The organism is Clostridium massiliamazoniense (assembly GCF_001403635.1).
Taxonomy (GTDB): domain Bacteria; phylum Bacillota; class Clostridia; order Clostridiales; family Clostridiaceae; genus Sarcina; species Sarcina massiliamazoniense.
Genome location: NZ_LN879468.1, coordinates 1,612,276 through 1,629,787 on the forward strand (window position 1 = coordinate 1,612,276; position 17,512 = coordinate 1,629,787).

At 29.6% G+C, this 17,512-nt stretch carries 23 protein-coding genes; 2 read left to right on the forward strand and 21 right to left on the reverse strand.

Features of this window, described 5'->3' with window-relative positions:
• Positions 1-244: 244 nt before the first annotated feature.
• On the reverse strand, positions 245-604 hold the full coding sequence (locus tag ARA19_RS14460; RefSeq protein WP_055071647.1) for an arsenate reductase family protein: 360 nt from the start codon (positions 602-604) through the stop codon (positions 245-247).
• A 449-nt stretch (positions 605-1,053) separates the two neighbouring features.
• Here ARA19_RS14460 and ARA19_RS14465 point away from each other — a divergent pair, with 449 nt between their 5' ends.
• Positions 1,054-1,914 carry a YitT family protein gene (locus tag ARA19_RS14465; RefSeq protein WP_055071648.1) on the forward strand — a complete coding sequence of 287 codons (861 nt, stop codon included), beginning with the start codon at positions 1,054-1,056 and terminating at the stop codon, positions 1,912-1,914.
• Between the two features lie 111 nt (positions 1,915-2,025).
• Here ARA19_RS14465 and ARA19_RS14470 read toward each other — a convergent pair whose 3' ends face one another.
• Positions 2,026-2,580 carry a Fe-S-containing hydro-lyase gene (locus ARA19_RS14470; protein WP_055071649.1) on the reverse strand — a complete coding sequence of 185 codons (555 nt, stop codon included), beginning with the start codon at positions 2,578-2,580 and terminating at the stop codon, positions 2,026-2,028.
• Positions 2,581-2,594: 14 nt separating this feature from the next.
• Positions 2,595-3,437, reverse strand: a complete 843-nt coding sequence (locus tag ARA19_RS14475; RefSeq protein ID WP_055071650.1) for a fumarate hydratase — start codon at positions 3,435-3,437, stop codon at positions 2,595-2,597.
• Between the two features lie 144 nt (positions 3,438-3,581).
• Between ARA19_RS14475 and ARA19_RS14480 the strand changes: the two genes are divergently transcribed.
• Positions 3,582-3,794: a hypothetical protein gene (locus tag ARA19_RS14480; RefSeq protein ID WP_055071651.1), complete on the forward strand. Its 213-nt coding sequence runs from the start codon at positions 3,582-3,584 to the stop codon at positions 3,792-3,794.
• 54 nt (positions 3,795-3,848) lie between these two features.
• Here ARA19_RS14480 and cwlD read toward each other — a convergent pair whose 3' ends face one another.
• From cwlD to ARA19_RS14570, 18 genes are all read right to left on the reverse strand, one after another.
• The gene (gene cwlD, locus ARA19_RS14485) at positions 3,849-4,562 is read right to left on the reverse strand and encodes an N-acetylmuramoyl-L-alanine amidase CwlD (protein ID WP_055071652.1); all 714 of its coding nucleotides are present in this window, start codon (positions 4,560-4,562) and stop codon (positions 3,849-3,851) included.
• Between the two features lie 238 nt (positions 4,563-4,800).
• Positions 4,801-6,417: a Na/Pi cotransporter family protein gene (locus ARA19_RS14490; RefSeq protein ID WP_278321703.1), complete on the reverse strand. Its 1,617-nt coding sequence runs from the start codon at positions 6,415-6,417 to the stop codon at positions 4,801-4,803.
• Between the two features lie 669 nt (positions 6,418-7,086).
• Positions 7,087-7,479 (reverse strand): 30S ribosomal protein S9, encoded by a 393-nt coding sequence (gene rpsI, locus ARA19_RS14495; RefSeq protein WP_055071654.1) that lies wholly within the window; start codon positions 7,477-7,479, stop codon positions 7,087-7,089.
• Between the two features lie 26 nt (positions 7,480-7,505).
• Positions 7,506-7,940, reverse strand: a complete 435-nt coding sequence (gene rplM / locus ARA19_RS14500; protein WP_055071655.1) for a 50S ribosomal protein L13 — start codon at positions 7,938-7,940, stop codon at positions 7,506-7,508.
• A gap of 156 nt (positions 7,941-8,096) precedes the next feature.
• A complete protein-coding gene (gene truA / locus ARA19_RS14505) occupies positions 8,097-8,831 on the reverse strand; it encodes a tRNA pseudouridine(38-40) synthase TruA (RefSeq protein WP_055071656.1) in 735 nt (244 codons plus the stop codon).
• A gap of 377 nt (positions 8,832-9,208) precedes the next feature.
• A complete protein-coding gene (locus tag ARA19_RS14510) occupies positions 9,209-10,015 on the reverse strand; it encodes an energy-coupling factor transporter transmembrane component T family protein (protein WP_055071657.1) in 807 nt (268 codons plus the stop codon).
• Between the two features lie 11 nt (positions 10,016-10,026).
• Complete coding sequence (locus ARA19_RS14515; RefSeq protein WP_055071658.1) at positions 10,027-10,884, reverse strand: energy-coupling factor transporter ATPase; 858 nt, start codon at positions 10,882-10,884, stop codon at positions 10,027-10,029.
• Complete coding sequence (locus ARA19_RS14520) at positions 10,869-11,711, reverse strand: energy-coupling factor transporter ATPase (RefSeq protein ID WP_055071659.1); 843 nt, start codon at positions 11,709-11,711, stop codon at positions 10,869-10,871. Before ARA19_RS14520 ends, ARA19_RS14515 begins: the two co-directional genes overlap by 16 nt.
• A gap of 618 nt (positions 11,712-12,329) precedes the next feature.
• Positions 12,330-12,671, reverse strand: coding sequence for a 50S ribosomal protein L17 (rplQ, locus tag ARA19_RS14525; RefSeq protein WP_055071660.1), 342 nt, complete (start codon positions 12,669-12,671; stop codon positions 12,330-12,332).
• A gap of 15 nt (positions 12,672-12,686) precedes the next feature.
• Positions 12,687-13,634 carry a DNA-directed RNA polymerase subunit alpha gene (locus ARA19_RS14530; RefSeq protein WP_055071661.1) on the reverse strand — a complete coding sequence of 316 codons (948 nt, stop codon included), beginning with the start codon at positions 13,632-13,634 and terminating at the stop codon, positions 12,687-12,689.
• An 81-nt stretch (positions 13,635-13,715) separates the two neighbouring features.
• Positions 13,716-14,336, reverse strand: coding sequence for a 30S ribosomal protein S4 (gene rpsD, locus ARA19_RS14535; RefSeq protein ID WP_055071662.1), 621 nt, complete (start codon positions 14,334-14,336; stop codon positions 13,716-13,718).
• A 23-nt stretch (positions 14,337-14,359) separates the two neighbouring features.
• Positions 14,360-14,755, reverse strand: coding sequence for a 30S ribosomal protein S11 (rpsK, locus tag ARA19_RS14540; RefSeq protein WP_055071663.1), 396 nt, complete (start codon positions 14,753-14,755; stop codon positions 14,360-14,362).
• Positions 14,756-14,771: 16 nt separating this feature from the next.
• Complete coding sequence (gene rpsM, locus ARA19_RS14545; RefSeq protein ID WP_055071664.1) at positions 14,772-15,140, reverse strand: 30S ribosomal protein S13; 369 nt, start codon at positions 15,138-15,140, stop codon at positions 14,772-14,774.
• Positions 15,141-15,385: 245 nt separating this feature from the next.
• Positions 15,386-15,499, reverse strand: coding sequence for a 50S ribosomal protein L36 (gene rpmJ, locus ARA19_RS14550; RefSeq protein ID WP_003373491.1), 114 nt, complete (start codon positions 15,497-15,499; stop codon positions 15,386-15,388).
• A 12-nt stretch (positions 15,500-15,511) separates the two neighbouring features.
• Positions 15,512-15,730 carry a translation initiation factor IF-1 gene (gene infA, locus ARA19_RS14555; protein WP_055071665.1) on the reverse strand — a complete coding sequence of 73 codons (219 nt, stop codon included), beginning with the start codon at positions 15,728-15,730 and terminating at the stop codon, positions 15,512-15,514.
• 7 nt (positions 15,731-15,737) lie between these two features.
• Positions 15,738-16,046: a hypothetical protein gene (locus ARA19_RS14560; RefSeq protein ID WP_055071666.1), complete on the reverse strand. Its 309-nt coding sequence runs from the start codon at positions 16,044-16,046 to the stop codon at positions 15,738-15,740.
• A 55-nt stretch (positions 16,047-16,101) separates the two neighbouring features.
• Entirely contained in the window at positions 16,102-16,851 is a 750-nt protein-coding gene (gene map / locus ARA19_RS14565) for a type I methionyl aminopeptidase (RefSeq protein ID WP_055071667.1), read from the reverse strand.
• Positions 16,851-17,501 (reverse strand): adenylate kinase, encoded by a 651-nt coding sequence (locus ARA19_RS14570; protein WP_055071668.1) that lies wholly within the window; start codon positions 17,499-17,501, stop codon positions 16,851-16,853. The genes map and ARA19_RS14570 overlap by 1 nt, the downstream gene beginning before the upstream one ends.
• Positions 17,502-17,512: the final 11 nt, after the last annotated feature.

Below are 17,512 nucleotides of genomic sequence, written 5' to 3' on the forward strand. Positions count from 1 at the left end.
CCCTCTCCACAATATATAGTATATTTTTTTTATTATTCCGTATCTTGATACAATATGTTGCATCCGCACTTATCAATTATAAAGATTTAAATCATTGTTGTAAAACCTTTTTTTTTTAAATTTATTTGAATATGTTTATTAAAACTCTTTATTTTTTCTTTTTTCACTGCTTTAAACAAGAAATTCATCAGTTGACAAAAATTTAAGCATTAATATCTTTTTCTTTGATATTAATGCCTAGCCTCTACTTATTTAAAATTTCTTTCCATTGGTCTTCTTTAAAACCAACTAAAACTTTATCTTCTAATACAAGTAATGGTCTTTTTACTAACATTCCATTTGTTGATAGGATTTCTAAAAGCTCATCTTCTGATGCTATTTTTACTTTATCCTTTAAATTTAATTCTCTATACATCATTCCACTTGTATTGAATAATTTATTTATTGTTAATCCGCTCTTTTCATAAAACTCTTTAAGTTCTTCTTTAGTTGGGTTATCCTCTACTATATGTCTCTCTGTAAACTCTATATTATTTTCCTTAAGCCATTTTTTAGCCTTTTTACAAGTACTACACTTTGGATATTCTAAAAATGTTATTGCCATTTTAACTTCCCTCCTAGAATTCGATACTAATTATTATATAGTATCCTATCTTTACAATCAATATTAAAGTTAATAATTATTAACAAGTAATTATTATTATTTTTTTATAAACTTAATTCACATAAAGTTTTGATTTTAGGTGAATTTTAGTGGAAGTTACGAAGTTATCTAGCTATAGACCTATATCTACTTATCTTCATTTTATAAAAAATTTGAGTGTTATAAATATTAATTATTAGGCAAAACAGATTTAATTTAAAATTATATTTAAACACCATAGATATACATATTAATATTGTGAAAAATAAAGTATTGTAAAGCTAAAAATATAATTAGCTTTCTAGTGGCAAAATATCATAAAAGTTTCAAGTTAATATAATTACATAAATCCCTTATAATTGTATTGATAAATTGCAAGATATTATGCATTAAATTTGGGAGATTAAATTATGAACCTTATTAAAAAACAAAAAGTATTTGTTGTGGACGCCTTAACAATTATTTTGGGATGCTTTATTGCCTCATTAGGCGTAAATCTTTTTTTAGTTCACGCTAAGCTTCTTAGTGGTGGTGCTACCGGAATAGGTCTTATATTTGAATATAAGTTTGGCATAAATTCAGGTATAATTGTTTTATTAATTAACTTACCTTTATTTATACTTAGCTATTTAAAATTAAATAAGAAATTTACAATTTACTCAATTATAGGATCATTATCTTTATCCTTATTTCTTGTTGTTACAGCTAAATTTAAACATCTAATAAGTTTAAATGATCCGCTTTTATATTGTATATATGGTGGTGTGCTTTGTGGTATTGGATACGGCCTAGTATTCTCTAGAAGTGGTTCAACAGGTGGTACTGATATAATTGCTATGGCAATAAAAAAGAAATACTCTAACTTTAATATAGGAAGCCTTGGTTTAATTTTAAATTTAATCATAGTTTCAGTAGGTTCCTTAATATTTGGACTACCTGTTGCTCTTTATACTTTAATTTCTATGACAATGCAAAGTATACTTATAAATAAAGTTACTAAAGGTCTTGGATCTAAACAAATGCTTCTAATTATTACTGATAAAGAAGATGAAGTAGTTGAATACATAATTTCAAATCTTAATAGAGGAGTAACATCACTTTTAGCAGAGGGTGAATTCACACACTGCAAAAGAAAAATGTTGTATTGCATAGTTACAACTAGACAAATGATACTGTTAAAAACAAAAATACTTGAAATAGATCCTAAAGCCTTCATAAACATAGTTGAAGTTTCTGAGGTTAAAGGAAGAGGATTCCAAGCATTAATTTAATATAAAATTCAAGCAAAAAAGGATTATCTCTAATAGGAAGTTTTATTCCACCTTGAGATAGTCCTTTTCTTTCAAAAGTTTACGTTTATTATAAGATAGTTTTTTAACTGATTATATAGATTTCAAATACTCTTCTTTTCCTAAATTGTATAAATTATTTCCTTCACTATCTATTACAACTATAGCAGGAAAATCTTCTACATAAAGTTTTCTTATAGCTTCTGTACCTAAATCTTCATAGGCTATAATTTCTACCCTTTTTATACTTTTACTTATTAATGCTGCTGCTCCACCTATAGCCCCTAAGTAAATCCCCTTATTTTTAATTATACTTTCAACAACCTCTTCACTTCTATTTCCTTTCCCTATAGTTCCCTTAAGCCCTAAATCCATTAATGCTTTTGTATAACTATCCATTCTATAACTTGTTGTTGGTCCTGCTGAACCTATTACTTGTCCTGGTTGTGCTGGTGAAGGTCCAACATAATAAATGAATTCATTTTTTAAATCTATTGGTAACTTTTCATTTTTCTCTAAAGTCTCTATAAGTCTCTTATGTGCTGCATCTCTTCCAGTGTAAATAGTTCCTGTTAATAAAACTCTATCTCCTACTTTCAACTTTATTAAATCACTTTCTTTTACTGGTAGTTTTAATCTTATCTCCATATACAAAACTCCTTTTAAATTATAGCTTCTTTATGTCTAGTAGAATGACAATTTATATTAACTGCCACTGGTAATCCAGCTATGTGAGTTGGAAATACTTCTATATTTACTGCAAGGGCTGTAGTTCTACCTCCAAAACCTTGAGGACCAATTCCTAAACTATTTATTTTTTCTAAAAGCTCTTCTTCTAAATCTCTATAAAACTTATCGTCATTTCTTTTATCTAAATCTCTTATTAAAGCTGTTTTTGCTAAACTTGCAACCTTATCAAAGTTTCCACCTATTCCAACTCCCACTACTATTGGCGGACATGGATTCCCTCCAGCCTTAACTACAGTATCTATAATAAAATTTTTAACACCTTCTATACCTTCAGAAGGTTTAAGCATTTTAATAGCACTCATATTCTCAGAGCCAAATCCTTTTGGTGAAAATATTATTTTAATCTTATCTCCTTCTACTATTTTGTAATTTATAATAGCTGGTAGATTATTATTACTATTTACTCTCTTTATAGGATCAGAAACAACAGATTTTCTCAAATATCCCTCTTCATAAGCATCCCTAACACCATTATTTATACTTTCCTCTAAATTTCCACCAATTAAATGAACATCTTGTCCAACTTCTATAAATACACATGCCATACCTGTATCTTGGCATAATGGTTTTTTCTCATTTTCTGCTACTCTATAATTTTCCTCTATTTTTTCTAGAATATCCTTTGCTAAAGGATAACTTTCTTCATTCTTTAAAATTTCTATTCTATCTTTTACATCTCTTGGAAGATAATAATTAGCTTCTATAGCCAACTCTTTAACTTTAGCTTCTATTACCTTAACATCTAACTCTCTCATAAAATCCTCCAATCTATAATTAACTCATTATACTTTTATATAAATTAATTATATAACAATCCCCTTTATCTGTTAATTATATTTGTAATATTTACCTTAGTCTATCAATATACTTTTACATAAGCATTTAAAAGGAGTATTACCGTGAAAAAGTTTAATATAAATATCATAATAATTTTCCTTACCATGGTCCTTTTAATTCTTACTATCCATACAACATTTTTAATTTTTAAATTACAAAAAGTTAAATCAATTCCTAAAGGTTCAATAAATGTTTCTCCTCAAGTAGATGAGTTTATTAAACCTACCTTTAACAAAACTATAAATTATTTAGGTACTGACTCTAGTATTGATTAAAAAAAGTGGGCTTAGTTAATTTTACTTGCCCACTTTAACTTTGTAAAAATTTAATTATCTAAAGAAAAAAGGTTTACCTGAACTGTCTTTACTTTGAAGCAAATACTTTTCTAATCCATCTTTTATGGCACTTGCTATTTTCTGTTGATATTCCTCACTTGCTAATTGTTTAGCTTCTTCTTCATTTGATAAGAAACCACATTCAACAAGTATAGATGCCCCTTGATTATTATTTCTTAAAACTCTAACTTCATTCCCAGCATCCTTTGCTACCCTATTATTTTCTTTATCTAGGTACTCTTTTAAAGAATTTTGCATTATATTAGCTAAATTTTTACTTAAATCACTGTTAGGTGCATACCAAACTTGAGCTCCTTTATATTTGGCTTGTGGGAATGTATTCTGATGTATGCTTATAAAAACATCACAATTTGTTTCTTTTTTCATTTTAGACCTATTAGCTAAATCTTCTCTTTTCTTTTCTTTTACTGTAGCTCCTTTTGTATATAATCCACAATCATCTTCTCTTGTCATGTATACAGTATATCCAGATTCCTCTAAAATTTTCTTTAGTTTAAGACCTACTGATAAGTTAATATCCTTTTCTAAAACCCCTGCTTTTGAACTAGCACCACCATCTATTCCTCCATGCCCTGGATCTATAAGTATAACCTTTGATTTATCATCAGCAAAGGATACAGTGTTAAATAAACAAGTAAATATTATTGCTAATAAAAATATTGAAACAAGACCCTTAATTTTTTTCATTCTAATCACCTCCATAAATTTAAATTTATAGGGTTAGTATAACCTTAAAAAAATATTATTATTATTTTTTAAAGTTGAAATTCACTTTTATAAAATAAACACATCTCCCTAAATTATTTTTAGTAAAATCCATATGAAATTAAAAGCTTATATAAATTAAGTCTTAATTTACAAATAACAAAAGAGGACATATCATAAAATTGATACATCCTCTTCTTCTAATCTTCTACTGAAGAATCTATTTACTATTTTGTATTACACTATCTGCAATATTAGTTGCATGATCTCCAATTCTTTCTAAATTTGATAATAAATCAACAAATATAGCACCTTCATAAGCTCCACATTTTCCTTCATTTAATCTCTTTATGTGGTTATCTCTATATTCCTTTTGGCTCACATCTATTTTTTGTTCTACTCCATATACAGTATCAGCTTTTAATAAATCTCTATTTTCATAAGCTTCTATTGATATACTTAATGCCTCTAATGTATTATTATAAACTATTTCTAGTTCCTTTATTGCTTCCTGTGAGTACTTTATTTTCTTAAAAGATTTTTGAAGTGCTAATTCTGCTATATTTTCAGCATGGTCACCAATTCTCTCAATATCAGTTATTACATGGAATGTAGCAGCAACTATATTCTTTTCTTTATCTGATAAATCACATTTTGATAATTTTACTAAATAAGCTGTTATAGCCTCTTCTAAAACATTTATTATTTTTTCATTTTCATAAACTTTTTCTACTAACTTATCATCATCATTATTAAAGGCTTCCATACTTAATTCTAAATTTTGTCTAGCCTTATTAGCCATTCTTATAGTTTCTTTAATAACTTGCCCTGCTGCTATTACAGGTGTTTCTAAAATTTTATCATCAATATACTTAGGTCCAACTTTTTCTATTTCATCTTCCCCTGGTATTAACTTATTTACTAAATTAATTAATACTTTAATAAATGGGAACATTACTATTGTTGCTACTATATTAAATATAGTATGTGAGTTTGCTATTTGTCTTGAAACATCTCCAGGACTTATTTGCATAACTACCTTAACCATCATTGGAATAAATGGTACGAATATTATTGTTCCTATAATATTGAATAATAAATGTATTATTGCTGCCTTCTTAGCAGTTTTATTTGCTCCCACACATGCTAATAATGCTGTTACACAAGTACCTATATTACATCCAAATAATATTGGTAAAGCTGCTTGTATGTTTATAGCTCCTGCTGTTGCTAAAGATATTAATATACCAGTTGTTGCTGATGAGCTTTGAAGTACTGCTGTCATAGCAAGTCCTACAAATATTCCAATAAACCAGTTGTTTCCTATAGCAACTACCATATTTGAAAATACTGGTGATGTAGCAAGTGGCTTCATTGCTCCACTCATTGTGGACATTCCTAAAAATAATATACCAAATCCAAGAATTATATTACCAATTTCTCTTCTCTTTTTTGCCTTTGCTGACATTACTATTAATGCACCTATAGCTATAAACATTGGTGCATAATCAGTTAATTTAAATGCTACAAGCTGAGCTGTTATAGTTGTCCCTATATTTGCCCCCATAATAACTCCTGCTGCTTGAGCTAAGTTCATGAGTCCTGCATTTACAAATCCAACTACCATTACCGTTGTTGCACTTGAACTCTGAACTACCGCTGTTACAATAGCACCTACTGTTACAGCCATAAAAGGATTACTAGTTACCTTTTCAAGAATTTTTTTCAGCTTATCCCCTGCGGAGTTTTCTAGTCCATCACCCATAAGTTTCATTCCATATAGAAATAAACCTAGACCTCCTAAAAGCTCTATTATAGTAAAAATTCCATCTTTCAATGTAAGTCTCCTCCACATAACTAAATTCTAATTTAATTCCCAACTATAGTTTATAATAAGAAAAATTCTTTGTTAAGTAGTTACAAAATTTCTTAACCTAAACTTAATATTGAAACCAAAATTTAGGATATTTCTTACGAAATCAGTGGCTTTGAATAAATGTAATTAAATTTCCAAATAACTTCCAAGAAACATTTTTTTAATACTTTATTAATTAATTCATTAACTAATTATTCTTAATAAAAGACTAGACTTTTTAAAATAAATTTAGTTATATAAAAGTTCCTTGTATTGTAATTAAAAATTCAAGTATATTTTTGAGAAGCCATGAAAATTAAAATCGAAATTAATTTAATTTAATTTCTTAACTATTCAAAAAGTATATATTTTTTCAATATATATTTTACTTTTTTAAAATTTATCTGATGGATATTAATACCTATAACTTTAATTTTTCACAATCTAAGATTATTCCTAAATAATTCACACTAAATTTCACAATAGTGTTACTACTTTGTTTGAATTATATATTAGTTTCTCTAATACCTTATTTTTTAACTCCTTATTTCTAAAATTCACATAGAGTCTCAACACTCTATGTAAATTAAATTTTAATTTATTTATATAAAAAAAAGAGAGGATAAAATCCTCTCTTTTGCAAGAATATAATTATCTCTTTGAGAATTGTGGAGATCTTCTTGCTTTCTTTAAGCCGTATTTCTTTCTTTCAACCATTCTTGGGTCTCTTGTTAAGAATCCAGCTCTCTTTAATTCAGGCTTTAAGCTTTCGTCAGCTTTTAATAAAGCTCTTGATATTCCGTGTCTTATAGCTCCAGCTTGACCTGTGAATCCACCACCGTGAACGTTAACTAAAACATCATATTTATCTTTAGTTTCAGTTAAAACTAATGGTTGGTTAACTATAACTCTTAAAGTTTCTAAACCAAAGTAGTTTTCGATTTCTCTTTTATTTATAAGAACTTTACCTTCTCCAGGTACAAGTCTTACTCTTGCAACTGATTTTTTTCTTCTTCCAGTTCCCATGTATTGAACTTTTGCCATTTGAAATTCCTCCTCCCGAGTCTATATTAGTATCTTAATTCTAATACTTCTGGCTTTTGAGCTTCGAATCCGTGCTCTTCACCTTTAACAGTTTTTAATTTCTTTAACATTTTTCTTCCTAAAACACCTTTAGGTAACATTCTTCTTACAGCTTCTTCGAATGCATATTCAGGTTTTTTATCTAAAACAACTCTATATGGAGTTTCTTTTAATCCGCCTGGATGTAAGCTGTGCTTTCTCATGTATTTTTGATCTAACTTTTTACCAGTTAAAACTACTTTCTCTGTGTTGATTACGATAACGAAATCTCCACAGTCAACATTTGGTGTAAATGTTGGCTTGTTTTTTCCTCTTAATATTGAAGCAACTTGGCTAGCAACTCTTCCTAGTGGTTTACCAGCAGCGTCAACAACATACCATTTTCTTTCAACGTCTTGTGCTTTCGCGATGTATGATTTCATTGTTTTCCCTCCCTAGATTTTTTTCAATAGTTTCATATCAATCGTTCTTATATGTGAAGATTAAGGTTTTTATTAATCTTAATTCACGATCTTCTCTTACAAACAAATACAATTATAATACACGCTTACGGGCGTGTCAACTAATTTATTTTATTTTTAATAAAAAACTTTTTCAAGGCATAATCCTTGACCAGTAACGCATTTTCCTGCTTTATTCCTATCCTTTGAATTAATTATATCCTTTATTGATTCTGCATTTATTTTACCTATTCCAACTGCAATTAACGTACCCACTATTATTCTAACCATATTATATAAAAACCCATCAGCTGAAACAAAAATCTTTATTTTTTCTCCATCTATTTCAATATGTAAATCAGTAATTGTTCTTGTAGTTGTTGTTACTGAGCTGCCAAGACTTCTAAAAGCTGCAAAATCATGCTTCCCTATAAAATAAGTACACGCTTCCTTCATTGCTTCTATATTTAATCTTCCTCTAAAATGATTAACATAATTTCTTTCTAAGGCTGATGGCTCATATCTATTTAAAATAGTATAACAATAGGTTTTTCCCTTTGAACAATATCTTGCATGAAAGTCTTCTGAAACCTCTTCTGAATCTAAAATAACTACATCCTCTGGTATTTTAGTATTTATAGCATCTTTAAACTTATTTCCAGGTATTTTGGAATTTGTCTTAAAATTAGCTACATATCCTTTAGCGTGAACCCCTGAATCTGTTCTACTACTTCCTATAAGTTCTATTTCTTCATTTATTATTTTACTAATGGCTTTTTCTAAAACACCTTGCACAGTTCTTTGATCATTTTGTCGTTGCCATCCACAAAAATTCGTACCATCATATTCTATTATTAACTTGATATTTCTCATATTAAATCTCCTTTATCTTATAATTAGCATCTATAACACTCCATTTTAAAACTAAACAAAGATAAGTTCCTAAACAACGTTCTCTAAAATTCAAATGGAGCTTTAACTTTAACTCTCTCTAAATTAAGTCTTAATTTATATTATCAATTAAATTAAAAAAGCTAAATTACTAATGTCCATATGCTTTAACTCTATCCAAATTAAGTATCAGTTTATGCATTTGACTATTTTAGCAAATTAGCTTTTAATACTGAGAATTAGTATATCTATAGTAACACTTAGATAAACGTAGACTTAATTCAGGTGGAGTTTTGACTCCATCTGAATGCTTAGTCGCACAAAAACTCAGTTGAAATTTATTATTTTATTATATAAGTTTATATAAATCTTATTCCTATTGTTATTACTATTAATATTACTAATGCAATATATGAAACAACATCTCTACTACTATATTTAAGCTGTTTCATTCTTGTTCTTCCAGAACCACCTCTATAACATCTAGCTTCCATAGCCATAGCTAATTCATCAGCTCTTCTAAATGAACTAATAAATAATGGTACTAATAATGGTACTAAACTCTTAGCTTTTTGAATTAAATTGCCTGACTCAAAATCTGCACCTCTAGCTTTTTGTGCTTTCATTATTTTATCTGTTTCATCTATTAAAGTTGGAATAAATCTTAATGCTATGGTCATCATCATAGCTAACTCATGTGCTGGAAAACCTATTTTTTTGAAAGGACTTAATAAATTTTCTATTCCATCAGTAAGTTCTATTGGCGATGTTGTTAAAGTTAATAATGATGTTCCCATTATTAAAAATACTAATCTTAAAATCATAAAAATTGCAACTCGTATTCCATTAGTATATATATGTAGGAATTTCCATTGCCATATTAGTGTATCTGGAGTTCCTTTTATCATAAAAATATTAAATACTGCAGTAATAACTATTAATATCAATATAGGTTTTAACCCATTATATAAATATCTTACTGGAACTTTTGATAATGCTACGGCAGTTCCTAAAAATAAGAATATAAATATATATCCATAAAATTTATTAATAATAAATAAATCAATTACAAAAAGTAATGTTATCATTATTTTTGTTCTAGGATCCAATTTATGGATGTAGGATTTTCCCGGTATATACTGACCTATGGTTATATCCTTTATCATTCTACGTCCTCCTATTTATCACTCTTTAATATTTTAACTAAAGCATTTTTTGCATCTTCAATAGTAAAAATATCATCTGATATATTAAATCCCTTATCTCTAAGAGCTTTAATCAAATACGTAACTTGAGGAACTGCAAGACCTATATTTTCTAAGGTGTCAATTTCTTTAAATACTTCAGCAACAGTTCCATCTAAAGCTATTTTACCTTTATTCATAACAATTACTCTATTAGCTATTTTCGCAACATCTTCCATACTGTGACTTACTAATATTACAGTCATTTTATATTGCTCATGTAATTTTTTTATTTGTGCTAATATTTCATCTCTTCCATGAGGGTCTAATCCTGCTGTAGGTTCATCTAAAATAAGAACCTTAGGTTCCATAGCTATAACTCCAGCTATAGCTACTCTTCTTTTTTGCCCTCCACTTAATTCAAAAGGAGAAAGATCTTTATATTTTTCATAATCAAGACCAACCATTTCCATAGCTCTTTTTACTCTAATTGTAATTTCCTCTTGCTCTAACCCAAGGTTTCTAGGACCATATTCTATATCCTTCTCTATAGTTTCTTCAAACAATTGATATTCTGGATATTGGAAAACAAGCCCTACTTTTTTTCTTATATCACTAAGCTTAGTTTTTTTATCACTTAAGTCCATATTATCAACAATTATATTTCCTGATGTAGCCTTAAGTAATCCATTTAGATGTTGTATTAATGTTGATTTTCCTGATCCTGTATGTCCAATAAGAGCAACAAAATCACCATCTTCTATTTCAAAATTTATATTATCTAACGCAACCTTTTCAAATGGACTCTTAGGCATATAAACATGTGTTAAATTTTCTACTTTAATTGACATAACGCATTCACCATCTCATCTATATTTAATATATCTGTAGATATATTTAAACCTTCCTGTTGCAATTCATAAGCAAGCTCTGTTACCTGTGGTACATCAAGTCCAATATCTTTCATTTTTTTAACCTCTGAAAAAACTTCCCTTGGTGTTCCAGTAAGCTTTACTTTTCCTTGATCCATAACTATAACTCTATCTGCTTGAGCTGCTTCATCCATGTAATGTGTAATAAGTATTACAGTTATACCTAGATTTTTATTTACATCCTTCATTGTTTTTAATACTTCTTTTCTTCCTGAAGGGTCTAACATAGCTGTAGGCTCATCAAAAATTATACATTTAGGCATCATTGCTAATATACCTGCTATAGCGATTCTTTGTTTTTGACCACCTGATAATAAATGTGGTGCATGTTCTCTATATTCATACATTCCTACCTTTTTTAAGCTTTCTTCCACCCTCTTTTTTATTTCTTCTGGTGGAACACCTAAATTTTCTGGTCCAAATGCTACATCTTCTTCAACAATAGTTGCTACTAGTTGGTTATCAGGATTTTGGAATACCATTCCTGCACTACTTCTAACATCCCATAAATTATTTTCATCCTTTGTGTCTAAACCAGCAACATATATAGTTCCTTCAGTAGGAATTAATAATGCATTCATATGTTTTGCCATAGTAGACTTTCCTGAACCATTATGACCTAATATAACTAAAAATTCCCCTTCTTTAACATCAATAGATACTGAATCTAAAGCTACTTTTTCCTTTTTTTCTTCTTCATTAATATATTTAAAGGTTAAATTTTTAGTCTCTATAATATTTTTCATTAAATTCTTCACCTCCAAATTTTTCGGATAATAATTATCTAATAGCTATGTGCTATAATACTCCATTTTCCTTTTAATCTTAAATCCAAAACTTTTAAACTCTCACTGAATTTTTAATAGATTGTATCTTATATAATTAATACTTTTCTCTTATAAAAAGATAGGACTTTAGATTGGATAGATATGAAATAATTAAGATTAAATTATCTTCTTATAAAATAATACTATTTTTAATTTTATTTTGTAAAGAGATAACTACTTATATATACACGGTAATTCCTTTTTCTTAATATATTCTTGATTCTATTTTTTGAAGAATTAGGCATATATAAACCTTATAGTGCATTAGAATAATTATTTAAAATTATATTTTATCTGATGACTAGTGCCTGTAATGCTCCAATCTTCTACAAATTGGAGATAAACAGGCACACATCTCTAGATAACTTTCACTAAAATTCAGATAGTATTTTAACACTATCTGAATTAAGTCTTAGTTTACAAAGTAACTATAATAATATTATTACTGAACCTTTAAGATTTCACCAATTTATTTTATAATTAAAGTATTTTTAATTGCAAAAATGGGGATTAAGTTAGTACTTAATCCCCTATATATTATACTAATTCAAGTATAACTACTTCTGCAGCGTCGCCCCTTCTAGGACCAACTTTATACATTCTAGTATATCCACCGTTTCTTTCAGCGTACTTTGGAGCGATGTTGTCAAATAAATCTTTAACTACATCCTCTTCTGTTACGAATGATAAAACTTGTCTTCTAGCGTGTAAATCTCCTCTTTTTGCAAGAGTGATCATTTTTTCTGCAAGACTTCTAGTTTCTTTTGCTCTTGTTACAGTTGTTTCTATCTTCCCATGCTTTAAAAAGCTAGTAACTAGATTTCTTAACATAGCTCTTCTTTGATCTGTAGGACGACCTAACTTACGATATCCTGCCATGGCTATACCTCCTAACTACTCTTCGTTTATTCTTAGGTTTAAACCTAATTCGATTAATTTCTTTTCTACTTCTTCTAGAGATTTCTTACCAAGGTTTCTTACCTTCATCATATCATCCATACTCTTAGCTGCTAATTCTTGAACAGTATTGATACCTGCTCTCTTTAAACAGTTGTATGATCTTACTGATAAGTCAAGTTCCTCGATAGTCATTTCTAAAGCTTTTTCTTTCTTATCTTCTTCTTTTTCTATCATGATTTCAACATCATTAGTGTTATCAGTTAAAGTCATGAATAATTTAAAGTGTTCAATAAGAATTTTAGCTGATAAAGAAATCGCTTCTTCTATTTTTATAGTTCCATTAGTCCATACTTCTAAAGTTAATCTATCATAATCTGTGATTTGACCAACTCTTGTATTTTCTATTGAAAAATTAACTCTCTTTACTGGAGTATAAATAGAATCTATTGCTATAGCTGATAGTGGAAGATCTTCTGTTTTATTCTTGTTTTGAGTAACATATCCTCTTCCTCTATTAACTGTTATCTCCATGTATAACTTACCGTCTTCATCTAATGTAGCTATATGTAAATCTTTATTTACAACTTCTACATCTCCATCTGTAGTTATATCTGCTCCAGTAACCACACCTGGTCCTTTTGCATCTATATAAATTGTTTTTGGTCCTTCACCTTCCATTGTTAAAGCTAAAGCTTTAAGGTTTAATATTATTTCAGTAACATCTTCCTTAACTCCAGCTATAGTTGAAAACTCATGAAGAACTGTGTCAATTTTAACAGAAGTTGGTGCAACTCCTGGTAAAGAAGAAAGTAATATTCTTCTTAATGCATTCCCAAGAGTAGTTCCATATCCTCTTTCAAGTGGTTCTATAGCAAATTTACCATAAGTACCATCTTCATTTGACTCTATACATTGAATAACTGGCTTTTCGATTTCTAACATTGGCAAACCCTCCTTAATATTAAAATGGCAACCTTATTTGAGGGCAACTGATCCATCTTAAATTAATCTTTAAATTAATTACTATTTGCTGTATAACTCAACAATTAGAGTTTCATTTACTGGAACGTCAATGTCTTCTCTACTTGGTTCAGCAACAACTTTTCCTTCAAAGTTTTCTAAGTTAGCTGTTAACCATTGAGGTAAAGCTTTTGGATTTTCAACGAAAGTTTTGAACTTTTCGCTTGCTCTACTTTTTTCTCTTACTGATATTACATCATTAACTGATACTTTGTATGATGCGATATCAACTTTTTTACCATTTACTAAGAAATGTCCGTGGTTAACTAATTGTCTAGCTTCAACTCTTGATGAAGCGAATCCTAATCTGAATACCACGTTATCTAATCTCATTTCTAAAAGTCTTAATAGGTTTTCACCTGTAACACCTTTAATTTTTTCAGCTCTTTCATAAGTGTTTCTGAATTGAGTTTCTAAAACACCATATATTCTTTTAGCTTTTTGCTTTTCTCTTAATTGCATTCCGTACTCAGAAACTTTCTTTCTGCTAGCCCCATGTTGTCCTGGTGCGTAACTTCTTTTTACGAATGCACATTTATCTGTGTAGCATCTATCCCCTTTTAGGAATAATTTCATACCTTCTCTTCTGCAAAGTTTGCAGGTTGCGCCAGTATATCTTGCCATTAATTACACCTCCCGTTAGCTTACTATACTCTTCTTCTTTTTGGTGGTCTACATCCGTTGTGAGGAATTGGAGTTACATCTTTTATTAAAGTAACTTCTAATCCAGCTGCTTGTAAGCTTCTTATAGCTGCTTCTCTTCCAGCACCTGGTCCTTTAACGTAAACCTCTACGCTTTTTAATCCATGTTCCATAGCTGCTTTAGCTGCAGTTTCTGCTGCCATTTGAGCTGCAAATGGAGTACTCTTCTTTGAACCTTTGAAACCAAGTCCACCAGCACTTGCCCATGCTAATGCGTTACCTCTTTCATCAGTTAAAGTAACTATTGAGTTATTAAATGTTGATTGGATGTGTGCAGCACCATGCTCAACATTTTTTCTGTCTCTTCTTCTTCTAGTCTTTTTAACTTTTTGAGCTGCCATTGCCTTCCCTCCTTAACTATTTCTTCTTGTTAGCTATTGTCTTCTTAGGACCTTTTCTAGTTCTAGCATTTGTTTTAGTTTTTTGACCTCTTACTGGAAGACCTCTTCTGTGTCTTATTCCTCTGTAAGAACCAATTTCTACTAATCTCTTAATGTTAAGAGCTACTTCTCTTCTTAAATCACCTTCAACTGTGAAGTTTCCGTTGATGTAAGTTCTGATTTCATTAACTTGATCTTCAGTAAGATCTTTAACTCTGATGTCACCGTTTATTCCAGTAACTTCAAGAATTTTCTTTGCTGTTGGTAATCCTATACCATATATATAAGTTAGACCTATTTCAACTCTTTTTTCTCTTGGTAGGTCAACACCTGCTATTCTTGCCATTAATCTTTACACCTCCTGGTATTGAAATGCTTAAAATTAATCATTCGATTAATTTTTGTAATTGTAGTTTTTTATAATAAATATATATTAAATTTTAGGATAATATCATTAAGATATTTCAGCCGCTCCTAAAATTTACTAACTCATTTGAATAGAACGCCTATATAATCATATTTTAGTTTAATGGAAAAGTCAATAAAAATTGACTCCCAATTCAACTAAAAATTATTAAGGTTATTTAAATTTTAGCCTTGTTTTTGCTTGTGCTTAGGATTTTCACAGATTACCATTACTCTTCCTTTTCTTTTTATAACCTTGCACTTTTCGCAAATAGGCTTAACTGATGGTCTTACTTTCATCGGTAACCCTCCTTATTTTGCTCTCCAAGTTATTCTACCTTTTGAAAGATCATATGGTGAAAGTTCTATTGTAACTTTATCACCAGGTAGAATTCTTATGAAGTTCATTCTTAACTTTCCAGAAATATGAGCCATTATTTCATGCCCACTTTCTAATTTTACTTTAAATGTTGCATTAGGTAACGCTTCTAAAACCGTACCTTGCATTTCTATTACATCTTCTTTTGACATAAGGTAATCAAACCTCCTTGGTGCCATTTAGCTTTATAAATCTTTTTATTATTAAATCTGCATTTCTGCTTTGTGAAAGAATTGAATCTCTTACTTCGCCATCAATCACATTAGTTAATGTTAAATGTTTTAACTTTTTCTTTTTTGGCAATAATATAGTTTTGCTTGATCCATTTACTAAAAGCAATAAATTATCGCTTAAACTTTCAAGAACAACATAACAGCTTCCTTTATCTCTTCCAGCAATTGATATAACTAATCTGCCAATTAAGTCTTTATTTTGCAAACTGTTCACCTCAACGATTACCTTAGCCATAAATTACATACTACTTAAATAAAATATGAATTTATAACTAAGCAACACATTTGAATTATTTCACTAGTGTCAAAATCTCAGGACCGTCTGGTAATATTACAACTGTATTTTCATAATGTGCAGAAAGCGAACCATCTACAGTTAATACAGTCCAATCGTTACTGGCTGTTTCAACGTGATATTTACCAACATTGACCATAGGTTCTATAGCTAAAGCCATTCCTTCAACTAATCTAGGACCTCTGCCTGGTCTTCCGAAATTAGGCACATCTGGACTTTCATGAACTTTGCGGCCAATTCCATGACCAACAAAATCTCTTACAACAGAAAATCCATTTTCTTCAACATACTGTTGTATTGCATGAGATACATCTGTTAATTTATTGCCAACTTTAGCATGTTCTATACCTTTGAAGAAAGAAGCTTCTGTAACTTCAATAAGTTTTTTAGCTTCCTCAGATACATTACCTACTGGGAATGTTCTTGCTGCATCTCCATGGAAACCATTAAGACATGCACCACAATCAAGAGAAACAATATCTCCTTCTTTTAGAGTATATCCTCCAGGTATACCATGAACTACCTCATTGTTAACAGATATACATACTGAAGCTGGAAAACCATACAATCCTTTAAAGGATGGTATTGCTCCTTGCTTAATTATAAACTCTTCAGCTATTCTATCTAATTCTGCAGTAGTAATACCTGGTCTTACATTCTGCTCTAGCAAGTTAAGTGTTTCTCCAACAACTCTTCCTGCTCGTCTCATAAGCTCGATTTCTATTTCATTTTTAATAGTAATCATTATTTATCGCTCCCTAAGATATCACAGATACTTTCAAAGACCTCATTAATTGCTTTTGTTCCATCTACTACGGAAAGTTGTTCTCTATTTTTATAAAAATCTATTAATGGTTGAGTTTGCTTTTGATATACATCAAGTCTTTCTGATACAGTTTCTTCTGTATCATCTTTTCTTTGAATAACATCGCTTCCACAAACATCACATTTGCCTTCAGTGCTTGGTGGATTGAACTTTACATGATAGCTCGCACCACATGAAGGGCACACTCTTCTTCCAGTCATTCTCTCAAGTATAAAACTCATAGGAACGTCTATTAAAAGAGCTGTATCTATTTTTTCACTTCTATTATGAAGGAATTCCTCTAAAGCTTCCGCTTGTTGAACAGTTCTTGGAAAACCATCTAATAAATATCCTTCTCTACAATCATCATGTGTTAATCTATCTTTAACCATATTAATTGTTACTTCATCAGGAACTAACTGACCATTGTCGATATATTTTTTAGCTTCTATACCTAATGGTGTATTTTCTGAAATATTCTTTCTGAAAATATCTCCTGTTGATATATGTGGAATAGAATATCTATTACTTATTGATTTTGCCTGTGTTCCCTTACCTGCACCAGGAGGACCCAATAATACTATCTTCACGGGCATCATCT